The organism is Amycolatopsis sp. La24 (assembly GCF_029087445.1).
In the GTDB taxonomy this organism is placed as follows: Bacteria; Actinomycetota; Actinomycetes; order Mycobacteriales; family Pseudonocardiaceae; genus Amycolatopsis; species Amycolatopsis nivea.
Genome location: NZ_JARACH010000021.1, coordinates 15,085 through 30,566, shown reverse-complemented (window position 1 = coordinate 30,566; position 15,482 = coordinate 15,085). Strand labels below are relative to the sequence as shown.

Sequence of the window (15,482 nt, the reverse complement as noted above, 5' to 3'; positions counted from 1 at the left end):
AAACGCCCCCGGGTTCGGCCGGGGGCGTTTCGCTGTATGCGGGGTCAGACCGCGGCGGGCACGTTGATCCGGTCGAGGAAGTCGGCGATCAGGTCGATTCTGGCGACCAGGGTCGCCGGGTCGATCTCGTCCCGGTACACCGCGTAGCACCACCCGTGCTCGAGGCCGATGAGGTCCGGAAGCAGTTCATGGTTGCCGCGCAGCCAGTCCATGGTCTCCGGGGCGATGACCTGGGCCGAGAGGTCCTGATCGCTGGCGTATCCGGTGAACTCGTTCTCGGCCGGCGTGAATTGCTCCCAGCGGGCGGCCGAGGGCGACGTTTGCGCCTCCGCTTCGAACAGCCTTTGCTGGTAGTTGAGATACGCCATGGTCCGCCCGAACATCCGCACCGGTTCGGTCGGGTACGCCTTGGCGATCTTCATGCTCGGCGTCGGCCCGACCTTGGTTTCGATGGTGTACTCGTAGATCCTTCTGGAGCTGTTGGCCCCGACCCGGAGCGAGCACCAGTACGCGCTGACCCGGAATTGCCGGTCCCGCCGCGGCAGGTCAGCCGCGAACTCGACGGTCGGCGGACTGCTGGGGAAGGTCATGCCCTCCGAGATGGTCTTCGGCCGGTACAGCTCGCCAAGAGGCTTCCGGCGCTGCGCGGACCGGGGCCGCCCGTATTTCAGATCGGCGACCATGGATCCGCCCAGTTCCTCGGGCACCGCGTGCAATGCGGCCTGCCGGGCTTGTCTCGCTCGTTTCTTCTTCAGATGCCAGCGGAAGCCGAGATAACTCGGGAGCACGACCATGACCAGGAGTCCGAGGATCGGCCTGAGCCAGTACCAAGCGTCGTGCTCTGCGAGGGCGAGATCCACGGTTCAGAACTCCAGATCTTTTTTGGTCTCGTCTTCCGAAGTTCCGTCCCCGGTCGCCGCGTACTCGACGGCCTTGCGCGCGTTCTCCAGGTGTCCCAACGGTTTCCCCGGCTTGACCGGCAGGTCGGTTTCGTTCTTGTCGTGGCTTCGGAGCCCGACCTGCGACCGTGCCTCGTCCAGCAGCTTCCCGCCGACGGTTTTCCCGAAACCGTCCTTGGCCCGCTTGGCGGTGGTCTTGCCGCCTGCCTCGGCCATCTTGGCCACCTCGTCCTTGGCCGCTTTGAAGAACGTCTGGAATCGGGCGATCAAGTCCTTGATCATGTCCAGCAGCTTCTGCAGCTTGCTGACCTGCTTGGTCGCCTTGCCCGCGGTAGCCGCCGCGCGCACCCCGGTCGCCGTGCCCGCCGCCGCAGTGGATGCTCCGAACGACGGGACCGCGGCGGCCAATGCCGGGATCCAGATCATGATCAGCCAGGTGATCAGCTCGGTCAGCAATGCCTTGATGAAGTCCTCGATGACGGTCATCGCCATGCTGCACACCTGCAGCATCGTCGCGATGTCGCCGGCCTGGTCGGCGGTGCCGGTGATCCCGGTCGAGAACTTGGCGAGCTTCTCCGCCGCGGTTTCGGCCGCGCCGCCTTCCCACTGAGAGAGCGAGCTCTTCGCCTGCTCGCTGAACTGGTGCGCGAACTGCTCCAGCCCGCGCCCGATCGCCGTGAAGTTCTCGGCTGCTTTGGACAGTGCCGGGCCGTCGCCGCTGACGAAGTGGATCGCGTCCTGGAGCGGGTCGCAGACGGCCAGCAGGAAGTTCAGTCCCTGGCCGACCAGCCAGCCGATCGGGTCGGAGCTGATGCTCATCGCGGTTTCCGCGCACGACTGGACGAAGTTGGTCGTCTCGGAAACCACCCCGCTCAGCCCGGTCGCGGTGTCGCCTGCCTTGATCGCGTCGCTGGTGCCCGCGTCGTAGATCTTCACCGCGCCGCCTACCACCGGCAGCGCGTTGACGATCTTCTTGCCGGTGCCGTCCTCCGGCTTGATCTCGATCTTGCCCAACGGATCAGACATCCCGCCCCCTACTTCCGTCCGCTGCCGAGGTTGTCGATCTTGCCCATGACGTCTTTCCAGCTGCGGCAGTGGTCCTCTTCGGTCTGGTCGTAGAACTGGCCGGCGCGGTTGATCTTGTCGGACGCGGACTGCAGGCCGGTTTCCATCGAGGTCAGCAGGTCTTTCAGGTCGTTGACCATGTCCGTGTACATGTGCTTGACGAGGATGCCGATGACGCCCCAGGACTCGTCGCCGACGTCGGCCTGCGCCACCTTGCCCTTGACCCCGGCGACCGCGGTCTTGTTGCCCGCCAGCTGGCGGGAGTAGTCGTAGAGCTTCGCCGTCTGCACCTGGTAGCCGGCCATCAGCGGTGGTCCTCGTCGTCGAACAGGTTCTTCAGGAAGTCGTCCCCGGCGGACCCGGCCGAGGACGGCGGTGGCGGCGGGGGAGGGGTCTTCTCCGCGGGGTCGGCCAGCAGTTCGCGCTCGGAATAGTCCTCGTGCTGTTCTTCCTCGACGCTCCGCTGCGGCGCGGGCGCGCCCCGTTCCATCGCGGCACGCAATTCCTCGACGTCGGTGCCCAGCAGTTCGGCCTGGGTTTCCAGCACCTGCTCGGTGAGCTGCATCGAGTTGCCCGTGTGCTGGTCCACCAGCACGGCCTGCTGCCGCGCGGACTCGGCGACCGCCTGCTGCAGGGTCGCCATCACCATCCCGGACAACTCCGTCCCGCCGTGACGCAGCGCGGCATCGGTGATCCGGATGTCCTTGATCGACCCGCCCGGGCCGGAGACGACGGTGACCGACTGGTCGGGCGACGTCGCGGTCGCTTCGAGCGCGCCCAGTTCCTCCTGCATCTGGGCGATGCCGGCGAACTGGTCGTCCACCCGCTGCAGCCTCGATTGGAACCGGTCGAATTCAGCGACCAGCCGGTCGAACTCGTCGGACATGCCGTCTCCCCTTGTGTTCTGTTGCCATACCGTCATGGCCCAATCCGGCATCTTACGGTCGGTATCCGACTAAACACGGCGAAACCGCCAAATAGGCCCGCCGCGCGCTCTCTGGTCCCGGTCGCGCTGCGTAGCGGGTTCGGAGACGGTACTTGTACGGTCGCGGCCCGGATCCGGCTGGCATAGCTTCGCGCGCGTGGCTGATGTCGTGCCGTTCACGGACAACTTCTCGGATCTCTCCAACGCGCAGGGGTACCAGTTCGAATTCCGTTGCGAGCGCTGCGGAAACGGGTACCGGTCGGCGTTCCAGCGGGACGCGATGGAGACCGGGCGCAGCATGTTGCGCGCGGTGGGCTCGTTCTTCGGCGGGACGCTGCAGCAGTTGAGCAGCTCCGCGGACCAGTGGAAGTACGACCGGGCGACGAACTCGTCAGCGAAGGACCGCGCGCTGACCGCGGCCGTCGAGGAGATCACCCCGCGCTTCCGCCAGTGCCGCGGCTGCAGCGACTGGATGTGCGCGGATCAGTGCTGGAACGAGGAAATCGGCCAGTGCCTGCGCTGTTCGCCCAGCGTGGCGGAGGAGGTCTCGCGCGCGCAGGCGGCGGCGCAGCGGGACCAGATCTGGGACAAGGCGCGCGAGAAGAACTGGACCAAGGACCTGGACCTGGGCACCCGCGCGAAGCTCACGTGCCCGGACTGCGGCCTGAAGGTGGACGGCGGGAAGTTCTGCACCGGATGCGGAAGCTCGCTGGCCCCGACTGTCCACTGTGGAGAGTGCGGCAAGGAGTCCAAGGCGGGCGCGGTGTTCTGCGCGGATTGCGGGCACCGGCTCTGAGGTCTCAGACCTTGGCGAGGGTTTCGCGCCGCTTCTTCACCCGGCGAGGGACGCTGGGCAAGTAGGTGCGCTTGAGCAGCAGGACACCAGGCACGAGCCAGATCAGCGAGCCGAGAAGATCGACGGCCGAGAACGCCGAGCCGACCTGATACCCCGGATGTCCCCAGAACGGACCCACCGCGACCTCGACGACGGTGCCCGGCGCGGGGAGCTCGCTCTTGTTCCAGTCGGCGGTGATTTCGCGGGTGCTGCCGTCCTGCTCGTAAGTTCCGTCGATCTCGGCCCGGTCGGCGGTGCACGACATGCCGCCGCTGGTGGTCACGCAGTGGCGGGTGCCGCCCTCGCTGACCCGGGTAACTGTCACTTGCACCTGGGGAGCCAGCCTCGTCAGCACGGCGATCGAGTTGCCCGCCGGCGCCGCGCCGATGATGATCATGGCGAGCGCGATGAGAGTCCGCGCGGTCAGCGAAACCGAAGTGACCGGCTGCCGGTCCCGGGCGTCCCGTCGGTGGTTCAGCGGTGTGCGGACAAACCCGCCGCGTTTGCCGATCCATGCGTCGTACGCGGTGTCGGCACTGGTCGCGACTGAACGGAATTGCCGGTCGTTCGCCCACCTCGCCCAGATCGCTGAGGGGACAGCGGCGGCGAGCATCGCGAGTTTGCGGGAGTTGTCGAACATCCGGTCTTCGGTCAGCCCGCCGGTGTCGGTGGTCCAGATCGCGTCCTCGCGGAAGGCGACCTGGTGCACGCGGAACCACCGGTCGTTCAGGAGCAGCTCGCGGACCTCGCCGGTCAGCATCTCCCGGGCGAAGTCCGGATCCGGGGCGTAGACGGAGAACCGGCGGTCGAATTCGGGGTCGGTCTCGAATTCGTGCAGGGTGGTGTCGGGCCGCAGCCAGCTGAACTGGTTGCGGGTGATCCGCATGTCTTCGAGCGGAGTGAAGTGCTCTGGGGCGAAGGCTTTGATCTTCGGCGAGATGGTCAGCGCGGGCACGTTCGGGACGCGCAGCTCCACGACCGAGCAGATCGAACCGAGCGCCTCGGCCAGCTTCGACTTCCGGCGGAAATTGCTGTCCCGGTAAGGAGATTCGGTCGAATACTCGATGCCGAGCAGCCGATGCCCGTGATGGGTGAACTCGACCGTGGCCCGGCTCGGTCAGGGGTCGGGATGGTCGCGCGGGACAGCAAGCCCTTGCCGGGGAAGGAAACCGAAGCTGGGCTCATCGCTTGAATCGACGCGCTTCGCCCAGTGCTGCGAGCGCCAGCCCCGCCAGGCAAGCAGGGCGGCGACGACCAGCGGCACGCCGTACCAAGCCAGCGGCGGCACGGTCAAGCTGGCGGAGAACCAGTACAGCGTGGCGAGGGAGACGGTGATTCCGCTGAGCACATGGAAAACCGCCGCCAGGACCGCGCTGCGACGCTCGGCCCAGGCGGCGATCCAGAGCAACGCGAAGGCCAGTGCGTAGCCGCCGAAGAAGTAGCCGGGGACAACCAGCTCGTCCATCACACGCTGCCAGGTCAGGCCGTGGCCAGGGCTTCACGCGTCTTCCGGACCCGGCGCGACGCCCTCGGCCAGTAGGTCACCTTGACGATCAGCAAACCGAACAGCAACGGGAACAAGCAGGTGAAAATGACTCCCTGCGCGGCCCTGCCGCTCTCGAAGATCGGGCTCCACCACAACGGTCCGAGCTGAACCTTGACGACGTCGCCCACTTCCGGCATTTCTTCGGACCAGCGCGTGGTCGAGGTATGGGTGGAGCCGTCGAGCACGTAGGTGCCGCGGACCCGAGCGGCGGAGCCCCCGGTGCATTTCCCGGAACTTCCCCGGCAGACCGGCGCGGCACCGCGGTCGATCCAGGTCACCTTCAAGTCCACCTCGGTGCCCTGTCCGTTCATGACGAGAACCGAATTGCTCATCGCGAGGACGGCGCTGACGATCATGACCGCCGCGATCAGCGAGCGCATCGCCAGCGAGGTGGAGGTGACCGGCTGCCTGTCCAGCGCTTCCCGGCGGCGGTTCAGCTTGGTCCGGATGAGCCCGGCCCGTTTGCCGTACCACGCGTCGTAGCTCGTTTCGGCGCGCGCGGTCACCCGGCGAAATTCCGCTGCTTCGGCGCTGTTCCACAAGCTGGGCGACAGCACCGCGGCGAGCATGGCGAGCCGCCGCCCGTTGCCGAGCATCCGCTCTTCGGTCAGCCCGCCCGCTTCCGCGGTCCACATCGAATCGCGGTCGAACACGACCTCGTGCACCCGGAACCACAGATCGGTCATGATCATCTCGCGGACCTCGCCGGTGAGCACCTGCCGCGCGAACTCCGGGTCGCTGGTGGTCACGGAGAACCGCCGGTCGAAATCCGGATCCAGTTCGAACGCTGCCAGCTCCTCGCCGGGCTTGGGCGAACCGGCCTGGTTGCGGGTGATCTTGGCGTCTTCGAGCGGGGTGAAGTGTTCCGGCTCGAAGGCCTTGGTCCGCGGGCTGATCACCAGCGTCGGCCCGGCGGGGACCCGCATTTCGACGAGGGTGTAGATCCCGTCGACCTGGTTGGCGACCGAATCGAGCACGCCGTCCGGCGCGCCGGACGAGTACTCGACGCCAAGCAGTTGGTGCCCCTGGTGGTCGAACTCGGCAGTGCGCCGGGTCCGCGGACGATCGGGCTCGGTGATCGCGACCGTGCGGCCTTGCCGGGGAAGCACGCCGAAGGTCGGTTCCTCGACCGCACCCAGCCGCCGGATCCAGAATCGCTGCCGGAGAACTCTCCAGGCCGCGAACCCGGCCATCGCGATCGGGATGCACACCCAGCCGATGGCGGGACCGCTGCTCTCGGTCCCCGCGGTCAGCCAGTACAGCGTGGTCCCGAACAGGGCGGCGATGCTGAGCGCTTCGCATACGGCGGTCTTGACCACGCTGCGGTTCTCGAACCGGCTGGCGAGCATCAGCAGGAGCAGGGTCAGGACGTAGCCGCCGACGATGTACCAGGGTTCGAGCAGTGCTGCCATTTTCGCGGCTCCTGTGGGCTGCTCTTCGGCACCCGGGTGAAGAGGTTTGTGCTCCGGCAGGGCGAGGGTAGTGCGCGTCGAACCGGATCGCCGTCGCGGGCGAGGCAGCGCCGGCGATTTCAGCCCCGCCGGTCAGATGTCGAGGTCGTCCTTCGTTTCTTCGACGCTCTGGCCGTTGCCGGGATGATCCTGCTTCAGGTTCGTGATCGCCTTGTCGGTCGCCTTGTACGCGGACTTGGTGGTGTAGGCGGAGCCCTTCGACAAGTCGCCAGGGGCGATGCCGGTGGTCGCCTTGACTGTCTCGTCGAAAACTTTGCGCGGAACGCTGGTGAAAACGTCCTTCGCCGCTTGGCTGTATGCGGCGCCCTGAGCGTTCAGGCCCTTGGCGAAGGCTCCGGTGATCGCCTTCTCCTGGCCGGGGGTCATGCCGACCTTGCCCGCCTTGGTGAGCTTCGAGCCCTGCTTGACCAGGTCGTCGCTCCACTTCATGAGGAAGCCCATGAATTTGTCGAGCAGCTTGCCAAGCTTGCCGAGGTGTTTGGTGATCTTGCCGAGCGCGCTCGCCGCCTTCGCGACCGACGCGGCCATCGCACCCGCGACCGATGAGCCGAAGCTCACGATCGACGCCGCCAGCGCGGGCAGCCAGATGTAGATGAGCCAGCTGACCAGTTCCGAGATAATCGCCTTGACGACCTCCTCGATGACGGTCATGACCATCGACCACATCTTCAGGGTGTCGGACACCGACCCCGCGGCCGAGCCGATGCCGTTGATGCCCTGGGCGAACTCGGCCAGAGCCTTCTTGGCTGCCTCGCCGCCTTCGCCTTCCCAGTCCTTGAGGGCCTCGTCTCCGGTCTTGACGAAATCGTCGGCCAGCTTGACGAAACCCGTGCCGATCGACACGAAGTCCCCTGCCGCCTTCTCCAGCGCGGGCCCGTCGCCGGTCACGAAGTGCAGCGCGTCGTTGAGCGGCTGGATCAGATCCAGCAGCATGTTCAGGCCGTTGCTGACCAGCCAGCCCACCGGGTCGAGCGCGAAGCTCGCCATGTCCATCGTTGCCCCGGCGACGAAACCCGCTCCGTCCTGCAGCAACTGGCCACTCGCAGCGGCGACGTCACCGACACTGTCTGCTTTGGAGAACTTGTCGTAGGCGTTGGAGATGGTGCTGACGCCTTTGCCGACGACGGGCGTGTGCGTCGTCGCCTCCTTGGCCACATGCAGGCCGTGCTGAAACCCGTTTTCGCCGCGGTGGTCGTCGTGGAGCTTCACCCCGTCGGCGATGCTGTCCTGTCCCATGGTTTCCCCCTGCTCAGCGTGGCCCGTCGATCTTCGTCTCGAATTTGCCGAACGTCATGACAGTGTCTTGTTCGTGGCCGTCGTAGATCTCGGCGGCCTTGCTGACCTTGCCTTGGAAGGATTCGACGCCGCTCTTGAGAAGTTCGAGCAGCTCTTTGAGGTCGTCGAGTTTGCCGGTGTAGGTCTGCTTGACCGCCAGCCCGATCAGTCCCCAGGACTTGTCCGTCACGTCGGCGTGGTTGATGAGGTCGCCGAACTTCCCGGCCTCGCCTTTGTACCGGTCGAGCCCCGTGGAGTACTTGGTCAGGGCTGCGGTGTCGACCTTGTGACCGCCGTTCGTCGGGCTCATCGGTGGTCCTCCTCGTCGTTGAACAAGTTCTTGAGGAACTGGTCGCCCGCCGATGCCGAGGGCGGCGCCGACGGAGGCGCCTGGGGCGTCCGGCGGTCGTCGCGAAGCAGGTCGTTGTTCGCGAAGTCCTCGTCGTCCCTGACCGGTGCGGCCTGCTGCGGCTGCTCCTCCGGCAGGTTGGACTCCAGTTCTTCGACAGTGGTTCCCAAACCAGCGGCCTGTGCCTCGAGGACCTGGTCGGAGACGTTCAGCCCGAAGGCGGTGCCCACGTGCTCGTCGACGATGCCCGCCTGCTTGCGGGCGGATTCGGCGACCGCCTTGTGCAGGGTCGCCAGGATCGAGGTCGCCAGCTGGTCCGGTTGCTGCCGGAGCGCGTCCGGGGTGAGCCGGAGGTCTTTGATCGATCCGCTCGGACCCGCGACAACGGTGACCGCCCGGTCCGGCGACGTCACTTCGGCCTCGAGTGCGGTGAGCTCCTCCTGCATGTCGCCGACTTTCGCGAACTGCGCTTCGGCTTGCTTGAGCTTGGCCTGGAACTTGTCGAACTCCGCGACGAGCCGGTCCATCTCTGCCGACACCGACAGTCACCCCTTCCCCTGATCCCTCACGTGATGTGCGGATTATGCCGCTTCTGTCAGGTTCGCGCCGCAGGGTCAGGGAATCCAGGGTGGGTGATTCACCGCAGGCAGGCGGGTGAGTTCCCGGGATTCGATCACGAAAAGGTAACGAACATATCGGGCGAACAGCCCCGCCTCGGACGCCGAAGCGCCGAACATACTTTGGGCCGAACGGAGCATCGCAGGTCAGCGCCGCCGCTTCAGCCGGATGTCGGGGCGAGGGGCGGGCAAGTCGGCCCAGTTCGTGGGATATTCACCCCTTCGGTCGACGTTCCCACGATTGATCACCGCATTGACAGTGCGTGCGGTTCGCCAGAGTATTTCGCGCATGTCCATTCCGGTTGCCCTCGTGTGGCGCCTGCACGTTGATCTGCGTCAGCAGGCCAGCGCGCTGTGTAGGAATTCCTGACCTTTTCTTCCGGCCGCGTTCGGCTGGCTGATTTCTCTTGCCCCGCAACGGGTTTCTGTGGCCCGAGGGGATAACCGCTTTTCCCGTTCCGGGTGGGTTTCATGCTGCCCGGAGAACGGGGAAAGAAGTGCCTTCGCGGGCGCTTCACGGGAACACGAACAGGGAGACACAATGCGATTCAGCTCCTCCTCGGGCGCCCCGCCCCGATGGCGGAAAGCGCTGACCGTCGCGGGCGCGGTCGCGCTCGCGATCGGTGCGGTGACCTACACCGGGTCCAGCACCAGCGCCTACGCCGACGTCCAGGTGGTCACCGACGCCAAGACCGCGTCCGACGGCAAGCAGTACTGGGTGCAGAACCACCTGGTGAGCAAAGACCTTGCCGCGCAAGCGCGTTCCGCGGACGGCACGCCGAAGAAGTGGCTGCTGGTCTGGGCGGGCGACGAGAACATCGCCGACACCGCGGTGAAGGACGTCAAAAACCTGCCGGGATCGCTTGGCGGCGGTCTCGGCAAAGTCAAGAATGCCTTGCCTGGTCCCGATTTCCTCGCGGTGATCGACGCGACGCAGGGCTCGCCGACGTACGGCAAGGTGGTGAACACCGCGACCGTCGGGCCGCTTGTCGAGAACGAGCCGCACCACATGCAGTACGTGTGGCACAAGGGCGACACGATCTACGCCGGTGCGTTGTTTGCCGCGGCGACGTACGCGTTCGACGTCAGTGCGTTGCCGCAGCTGAAGCTCAAGGGCATCAGCCTGCCGACGCAGACGCTCGGCGGTTCCGTGCCGGACGCGTACTGGGTGTTGAAGGACGGCACCGCGTACGGCACGTACATGGGCGGGCCGGTCGTGCCCGGTCCGTACGCGTACCAGGACGGTTCCACACAGATCGGCAACGGCTTCGCCGGCAGTCCGGGCGAGGTCGTGCACTTCGACCAGAACGCGCAGGTGCTGTCGCAGAATCCGGCGGCGACCCCGCAGGGCGACAACGCGAAGCTGTGCGACAACCTGCCGCAGCTGGGCAAACCGTCCTGCGCGAACCCGCACGGCGTGCAGGCGCGCGAGGACCTCAACACCCTCGTCACCAGTGACTACGCCGAACCGCGCAACATCATTCTCGACCCGGTGAAGCAGCCGTCGCCGTATCTGCGCCGTCCGACGATCCGCACCTGGGACATCTCCGACCGCAACCACCCGAAGCTGAAAGCAGTGTCCTATCTGCAAGACGGCCCGCGGGCGAATCCGGCGGACCCGCTGCACTCGGAAAGCCGCGCGGTCATGGAGACCACGGTGACGCACCTGCCCGGCCACAAGGGCGCGTTCGCCGAGACGATGCAGGGCGGCGCGATCTTCTACACGCCGGACATCACCGCGAAGGACCCGCACTGGATCGAGGTGTTCGACGACGGCACCGCGGGCAAGCCGATCTACTCGCAGAACGACTCCAACGGGGCCAGCTCCAACGGCGGCTGGCTGCAGACCAGCCCGGACGACCGGTTCCTGTACCACGCGGTGCAGGGCAGGCAGAAGGGCGCGCTCGGCCCGGACGACCCTGGCACCACCGGCGGCGTGTACGTGCTCGACATCCAGAAGCTGGTCGCGGCGGGCGACAAGGTCGAGGACATCAAGGGCCGCGTCGACACCGTGGAGAAGGCGCAGCAGGGCGGCGGGGGAGACCTGCCGACCGTCGTCGGCTCCGCGCCGATCAACCCGGGCGTGCCCGGGGCAGGCCCGCACTGGGGCGCGTACGACAACTTCGCGCTCGGCCAGGACGGTTTCTACCACGAAACCCAGCAGCCGCAGCACATCGCGGTGTCGAACTACTTCGTCGCCCGGTCCGGTTTGGACGGTGACCACAAGGTCAACCTGCTGAACCTGTCGCCGGACGGGAAGGTCGCGGTCGACGCGAACTTCCGCGACGAGTTCACCGGCCAGGTCGGCATCAACTTCAACCGGAAGTCGTGGCCGCACGGGGACTTCGGCAACGCCAAGCCGCACTCCGAGCTGTTCGTGGTCGCCGACCAGAACGTGAAGTAACTCGTTCCCGGCGCGCGGGCGCCCGTCCGCGCGCCGGGACTCTCCCCGAAGAAGGTCTCCATGGATCACCACGTCACTCCGGCCGCCACCGGATCGTCCGGGGTGGACAGTGCCGCGCTGGTGCTGCGGCTGATACTGCTGCTGGCGACGGCATTCCTCGCCGGTACCGGGATTCTGCGTCCGCTCGTCGGCCCGCTGCCGCGCAAGCTGTGGCTCACCACCGGCGCGCTGGGGGTCGGCTCGGCGGTGCTGGCCGCGGTGTCGGCGGCGACGGTCGACGTCAACCTCGTCGCGCTGATCGTGCACATCGTGCTCGCGCTGGCGGTGCCGGTGTTGCTTCGGTGGCCCTCGGCGGGTCGTTGGGCTTCGCTCGCGCTGGTCGTACTCGTGGTGTTGGAGACCTCCGTCGACGGCACGGGTATCTCCTTCGCCATCGACACTGTGTACGTCACCGCGGCTGCACTGTGGTTCGGCGTGACGCTGCTGTCGGCGTGGGTGCCGGTGGAGGAGTGGCGCTCGACGCCGTTGCGCGTCGGCCCGCTGTCGGTCAGCCTCGCCGGACTGTTGACGCTCGCGGGCGTCGTGCAGCTCGGCGTCTCCGGAGTCGCCTTCGACCGACGGCTGTACGAAACGCTCTTCGGCATCTCGCTGCTCGTGGTGGTCCTGCTGCCCGCCGCGGTCACCGTCGTGTCGGCAATCTTGTTGTCTTGCAACGCTTCCATTCGCGGTTACCGCTACGGCGTCGCCGGGGTCGCGCTCGGTTTCGTCGCGTGGAGTGCGCTCGCCGCGGTGCCGCAGCCAGTGCCGTTGCCGGTGCCCGGAGCGCCGCTGCTGGCGGACGCGACCGTCGGCGGTGCGAGCGTGCCGGTGCTGGTCAGTCCGCAACGGCCCGGACGCAACCTCGTGCACTTCCCGGCGAGCGCGGGCACGGACCTGTCCGCTGGCGTCGAGGGCGGGACCGTGACCACCGCGGCGGCGCGCGCCGGTGCGGAAGGCAGCTGGGCCGAGGTCGAACTTCCGCCCGGACGCAGCACTCTCGTCGTGCACAAGGGCGACGCGACCACCACGGTCGACGTCGACGCGGGCACGGAGGCAGGCCCGGCGGTGTCGGACGCTGACGCGCCGGAATGCGCGGAAGCCGCACTCGGCGGTCTGGTGGCGGAGAAACGCGACGTGCTCACCAGCTGCCCGGCGGACGCGTTGTCGCCGGAGGACCGCGGTTCGCTGGTGAAGCTGGTCGAATTCCTCGCCTCGCGGAAACCGTCGGCGATCACGCTGATCGAGGACAAGTCGCCACGTGGGGTGCAAGCCGCCCAGCTCGTCCGCGAAACCGCCGCTCGCGCCGGGCTGCCGGTGCGCCCGGACGCGGCAGCGGACACCGCACTGGTGGTCGTCTCCGGCTGGAGCGACGGGTACCTCGCGATGAGCCGCGCCGCCGAGTCACAGCGGCTCAAACCGACGCATCAGTTCGGCCTCCATCTCGCGCCGTGGCTGCTCAACGGACCCATCGTCAACACCGTGGCCAGCGCGGCCATGCCGCTGCGCTTCGACCCGCGCGACCAGCTCGCGGTGAGCTACGCGGTGGCGGTCGGCAACAGCTTCGGCGGAGAAAGCCCGTCACTGGGCGGTTTCCGGACCTGGCTCGGTCCACAGTGGACAGCGGTGAACGGCGAGGTGCAGCTGTTCGCGGCCGCGCAGGTCAACGCGATGCCGATGTACCCGAACGAACCGCACGCGCCCGGCATGCAGGCCGCGCGCGACTACGCCGGGCAGTGGATCCCCGACGGAACCATCGTCCCGATCAGCGGCGCGCTCCGCTGACTCGCAGTTCCCCGAAGTACCCCGAAGAAAGGAAACCCCTGATGAAACGCACTGCCGCCCGGATCCTGCTGCCGCTCGCCGCGGCCGGGGCGTTCGCCGGATTCGGCGGGGGAGCGGCCAGCGCCGCCACCCCGGACGCGTCCGCTCCCGCCCAGCCCGCGGTCGCCGCTGGCCAGGCCGCCGCTCCGGGATCCTCCGTTCCCGGTCTCCCCGCTGGCCTGCCTTCCCTGCCGACCGGCGGCCTGCCCGCGCTTCCCGCCGGCGGTCTGCCCACCCCGAGCCTCCCCGGCCTCCCGGGCGCACCGACCGGCGGCAACCCGTCGATCTGGGTCGTCCCGGGCCTCGACGCGGGCAGCCTCCTCGGCCCCACGACCCAAGCCCCGGCGCAGCTCCTCGCGCCGGTGTTCAACCTCGTCACCGCCGTTTCCTGAGCACTGAAGGAGAAAGCCATGAAGAAGACAGTCGTCCGCGCCGCGGCAGCCACCGCGCTCGCCGGAGCCGCGGTGCTCGGCGCCGCCGCTCCCGCGCTGGCCGCCGCGCAGGACCAGCCCGGTGTCGTCGTGGTCGACGAGCCGGACACGTCGAACCTGAACAACATCTGGACGTTCGCGCCGCTCGGCGTGCCGGTGCTGGGCCTGATCCAGTCGCTGAACGGCGTCCCCGGCCGGATCCTGCCCGGCTGACCCGACCCCGCCGGTGGTTCCCCTCGTCCCCGGGAACCGCCGGCGGACCCCCGGAAAGAAGGACCATGGACAGACAGCTGATCGGCCGGCTCGCGATCGCCGGGATCGCGGTGGCCGCCGTCTCCGCGGCAGTAGTGATCGTCGTCGACGACACCGCGCCCGCCCCGGTCGCCGTCTCGACGCCGACCGCCGCCGTGCCGCAGCGCGCCCCGGACCGCACCGTCACGCGCACCCTGGCCCCGACGACGTCCACCGCGCCGGCCGCGCCCGCTCCGTCCAGCTGGCAGATCACCTACGAACTCGCCGGCTCCGGCACCGCCACCGTCGTTTACGACGACAACGGCCTCGGCCTGGTGCACCAGGAACTGTCCGTGCCGCTGCCCTGGCGCAAGACCCTGACATGGCCGAAGTCCGCCGTTGCGCCGACCGTGCAGCTGATGGGCCAGTCGAGCGGCGCGGTCGAATGCCGGATCTCGGTGAACGGCGTGCTGGCGCGGTCCGCGAAAGCCGCCGACGGCGAGGTCGCCAGCTGCGCGGGACGGCTCAGCTGAGGTCTTTCGAGAACCAGTGCTCGGCGTACTTGTCGTCGTTGAACGCCTCGACCTCCGCGTAGCCCATCGACGCGTACAGCGCGCGTGCTTCGACCAGATCGTCCCGGGTGTCGAGCCGCATCCGGACCGAGCCCAGCCGCTTCGCCGCTTCTTCGGCCGCCGTGACGATCAGCTTCCCGCCGCCGTGCCCGCGGTGCTCCGGGCGCACGTACACCTTCGTCAACGCGCTCAGCCCCGGCTCGACCACGCGGACCCCGACGCAACCGGCCGGTTTCCCGTCCCGATAGGCCATCAGGAAGGCCCCGGTCGGCGCGACGAGGCCGTCGGCGGGCTCGTCGGCCAGCGCCTCGTCCACCTCGGCGGGCGTGGCCGGACGGCCGTAATACCGCGACGCCACCTCGTCCATGTACTCGCGCAGGATCGCCGTCGCGTCGGGGTGTTCGGCCGGGATTTCGCTGATCTTCCAGTCCACGTCCCTCATCTTGGGGACTCCGTCCACCGATTTCCCCGGCAGGTACCGTGCAGTCCGGCAGGGGAACCGAACGAGGAGGCGACATGGACGGCAGCGAGAACGTCGACCAGCCGGGGGACAAGAAGACCGGCGGCAGCCATGCCGCGCCGGAGGGGGCTGGAGTGCACCCGCTGATCGATCTGTCGCGCGACCCGAACCCGGGCAAGCCCGACCACGCGAAGCCGGACGAGGACTGACCCGCGGCTGGCCGGACGGGGACTGATCTCCGGCCCGGCCTGGGCGAGGATTGACCCGGCCGGGCGAGGACTGACCCTCGGCTCGGCCCGGACGAGGACTAACCCGCGGCCCGGTCCGGACGAAGATTGGCCGCGGCCCGGTCCGACGAGGTTTGACCCCGGCCCGGCGGGTGCACACCGCCGGGCCGGGTTTCGCGGCTCCGCCCAGCCCTGAGGCGGGCGCCGTCTCCGGTGAGGTGCTTGTCACCCCGGGCGAGGTCCATTGTGGAACACCCGGCGGCTCTTCTTCTTGCCGCTGAAGAATTTCTCTCGCGTTCTTAACGCCGCCGCAA

The 15,482-nt window shown here is 68.0% G+C and carries 18 protein-coding genes; 7 read left to right on the top strand and 11 right to left on the bottom strand.

The window, feature by feature from the left end:
- Window positions 1–44: 44 nt before the first annotated feature.
- From PUT80_RS20870 to PUT80_RS20855, 4 genes are read right to left on the bottom strand one after another with little or no spacing between them, the layout of a single operon-like run.
- A complete protein-coding gene (locus tag PUT80_RS20870) occupies window positions 45–860 on the bottom strand; it encodes a hypothetical protein (RefSeq protein ID WP_275293171.1) in 816 nt (271 codons plus the stop codon).
- A 3-nt stretch (window positions 861–863) separates the two neighbouring features.
- Window positions 864–1,925, bottom strand: a complete 1,062-nt coding sequence (locus PUT80_RS20865; RefSeq protein WP_275293170.1) for a hypothetical protein — start codon at window positions 1,923–1,925, stop codon at window positions 864–866.
- An 8-nt stretch (window positions 1,926–1,933) separates the two neighbouring features.
- Entirely contained in the window at window positions 1,934–2,269 is a 336-nt protein-coding gene (locus PUT80_RS20860; protein WP_134663737.1) for a hypothetical protein, read from the bottom strand.
- Window positions 2,269–2,850, bottom strand: coding sequence for a YbaB/EbfC family nucleoid-associated protein (locus PUT80_RS20855; RefSeq protein ID WP_037816282.1), 582 nt, complete (start codon window positions 2,848–2,850; stop codon window positions 2,269–2,271). Before PUT80_RS20855 ends, PUT80_RS20860 begins: the two co-directional genes overlap by 1 nt.
- A gap of 196 nt (window positions 2,851–3,046) precedes the next feature.
- Here PUT80_RS20855 and PUT80_RS20850 point away from each other — a divergent pair, with 196 nt between their 5' ends.
- A complete protein-coding gene (locus PUT80_RS20850) occupies window positions 3,047–3,685 on the top strand; it encodes a zinc ribbon domain-containing protein (RefSeq protein ID WP_238608650.1) in 639 nt (212 codons plus the stop codon).
- A 4-nt stretch (window positions 3,686–3,689) separates the two neighbouring features.
- Here PUT80_RS20850 and PUT80_RS20845 read toward each other — a convergent pair whose 3' ends face one another.
- From PUT80_RS20845 to PUT80_RS20820, 6 genes are all read right to left on the bottom strand, one after another.
- Window positions 3,690–4,700, bottom strand: a complete 1,011-nt coding sequence (locus PUT80_RS20845; RefSeq protein ID WP_275293169.1) for a hypothetical protein — start codon at window positions 4,698–4,700, stop codon at window positions 3,690–3,692.
- Window positions 4,701–4,841: 141 nt separating this feature from the next.
- Window positions 4,842–5,189, bottom strand: coding sequence for a hypothetical protein (locus PUT80_RS20840; RefSeq protein ID WP_275293168.1), 348 nt, complete (start codon window positions 5,187–5,189; stop codon window positions 4,842–4,844).
- A 14-nt stretch (window positions 5,190–5,203) separates the two neighbouring features.
- Window positions 5,204–6,682: a hypothetical protein gene (locus PUT80_RS20835; protein ID WP_275293167.1), complete on the bottom strand. Its 1,479-nt coding sequence runs from the start codon at window positions 6,680–6,682 to the stop codon at window positions 5,204–5,206.
- A gap of 132 nt (window positions 6,683–6,814) precedes the next feature.
- Window positions 6,815–7,978, bottom strand: coding sequence for a hypothetical protein (locus PUT80_RS20830; RefSeq protein ID WP_037816278.1), 1,164 nt, complete (start codon window positions 7,976–7,978; stop codon window positions 6,815–6,817).
- A 13-nt stretch (window positions 7,979–7,991) separates the two neighbouring features.
- On the bottom strand, window positions 7,992–8,327 hold the full coding sequence (locus PUT80_RS20825; RefSeq protein WP_043827665.1) for a hypothetical protein: 336 nt from the start codon (window positions 8,325–8,327) through the stop codon (window positions 7,992–7,994).
- Window positions 8,324–8,905, bottom strand: coding sequence for a YbaB/EbfC family nucleoid-associated protein (locus tag PUT80_RS20820; RefSeq protein WP_275293166.1), 582 nt, complete (start codon window positions 8,903–8,905; stop codon window positions 8,324–8,326). The genes PUT80_RS20825 and PUT80_RS20820 overlap by 4 nt, the downstream gene beginning before the upstream one ends.
- A gap of 619 nt (window positions 8,906–9,524) precedes the next feature.
- Here PUT80_RS20820 and PUT80_RS20815 point away from each other — a divergent pair.
- From PUT80_RS20815 to PUT80_RS20795, 5 genes are all read left to right on the top strand, one after another.
- Entirely contained in the window at window positions 9,525–11,387 is a 1,863-nt protein-coding gene (locus PUT80_RS20815; protein ID WP_275293165.1) for a hypothetical protein, read from the top strand.
- 60 nt (window positions 11,388–11,447) lie between these two features.
- Complete coding sequence (locus tag PUT80_RS20810; protein ID WP_275293164.1) at window positions 11,448–13,208, top strand: hypothetical protein; 1,761 nt, start codon at window positions 11,448–11,450, stop codon at window positions 13,206–13,208.
- 41 nt (window positions 13,209–13,249) lie between these two features.
- On the top strand, window positions 13,250–13,639 hold the full coding sequence (locus tag PUT80_RS20805) for a hypothetical protein (RefSeq protein WP_275293163.1): 390 nt from the start codon (window positions 13,250–13,252) through the stop codon (window positions 13,637–13,639).
- A gap of 18 nt (window positions 13,640–13,657) precedes the next feature.
- Window positions 13,658–13,891, top strand: a complete 234-nt coding sequence (locus PUT80_RS20800) for a hypothetical protein (protein ID WP_043827661.1) — start codon at window positions 13,658–13,660, stop codon at window positions 13,889–13,891.
- A gap of 65 nt (window positions 13,892–13,956) precedes the next feature.
- Entirely contained in the window at window positions 13,957–14,442 is a 486-nt protein-coding gene (locus tag PUT80_RS20795; RefSeq protein ID WP_275293162.1) for an MmpS family transport accessory protein, read from the top strand.
- Here the strand turns inward: PUT80_RS20795 and PUT80_RS20790 are convergent.
- A complete protein-coding gene (locus PUT80_RS20790) occupies window positions 14,435–14,923 on the bottom strand; it encodes a GNAT family N-acetyltransferase (RefSeq protein ID WP_275293161.1) in 489 nt (162 codons plus the stop codon). The genes PUT80_RS20795 and PUT80_RS20790 overlap by 8 nt on opposite strands.
- 74 nt (window positions 14,924–14,997) lie before the next feature.
- Between PUT80_RS20790 and PUT80_RS20785 the strand changes: the two genes are divergently transcribed.
- Window positions 14,998–15,150: a hypothetical protein gene (locus tag PUT80_RS20785; RefSeq protein ID WP_101436018.1), complete on the top strand. Its 153-nt coding sequence runs from the start codon at window positions 14,998–15,000 to the stop codon at window positions 15,148–15,150.
- Window positions 15,151–15,482 lie beyond the last annotated feature (332 nt).

Coding starts and splice junctions, on each gene's coding strand:
- PUT80_RS20865 (WP_275293170.1), bottom strand. CDS start 1,925: ATGTCTGATCCGTTGGGCAAGATCGAGATCAAGCCGGAGGACGGCACC.
- PUT80_RS20860 (WP_134663737.1), bottom strand. CDS start 2,269: ATGGCCGGCTACCAGGTGCAGACGGCGAAGCTCTACGACTACTCCCGC.
- PUT80_RS20855 (WP_037816282.1), bottom strand. CDS start 2,850: ATGTCCGACGAGTTCGACCGGCTGGTCGCTGAATTCGACCGGTTCCAA.
- PUT80_RS20840 (WP_275293168.1), bottom strand. CDS start 5,189: ATGGACGAGCTGGTTGTCCCCGGCTACTTCTTCGGCGGCTACGCACTG.
- PUT80_RS20835 (WP_275293167.1), bottom strand. CDS start 6,682: ATGGCAGCACTGCTCGAACCCTGGTACATCGTCGGCGGCTACGTCCTG.
- PUT80_RS20830 (WP_037816278.1), bottom strand. CDS start 7,978: ATGGGACAGGACAGCATCGCCGACGGGGTGAAGCTCCACGACGACCAC.
- PUT80_RS20825 (WP_043827665.1), bottom strand. CDS start 8,327: ATGAGCCCGACGAACGGCGGTCACAAGGTCGACACCGCAGCCCTGACC.
- PUT80_RS20815 (WP_275293165.1), top strand. CDS start 9,525: ATGCGATTCAGCTCCTCCTCGGGCGCCCCGCCCCGATGGCGGAAAGCG.
- PUT80_RS20810 (WP_275293164.1), top strand. CDS start 11,448: ATGGATCACCACGTCACTCCGGCCGCCACCGGATCGTCCGGGGTGGAC.
- PUT80_RS20805 (WP_275293163.1), top strand. CDS start 13,250: ATGAAACGCACTGCCGCCCGGATCCTGCTGCCGCTCGCCGCGGCCGGG.
- PUT80_RS20800 (WP_043827661.1), top strand. CDS start 13,658: ATGAAGAAGACAGTCGTCCGCGCCGCGGCAGCCACCGCGCTCGCCGGA.
- PUT80_RS20795 (WP_275293162.1), top strand. CDS start 13,957: ATGGACAGACAGCTGATCGGCCGGCTCGCGATCGCCGGGATCGCGGTG.
- PUT80_RS20790 (WP_275293161.1), bottom strand. CDS start 14,923: ATGAGGGACGTGGACTGGAAGATCAGCGAAATCCCGGCCGAACACCCC.
- PUT80_RS20785 (WP_101436018.1), top strand. CDS start 14,998: ATGGACGGCAGCGAGAACGTCGACCAGCCGGGGGACAAGAAGACCGGC.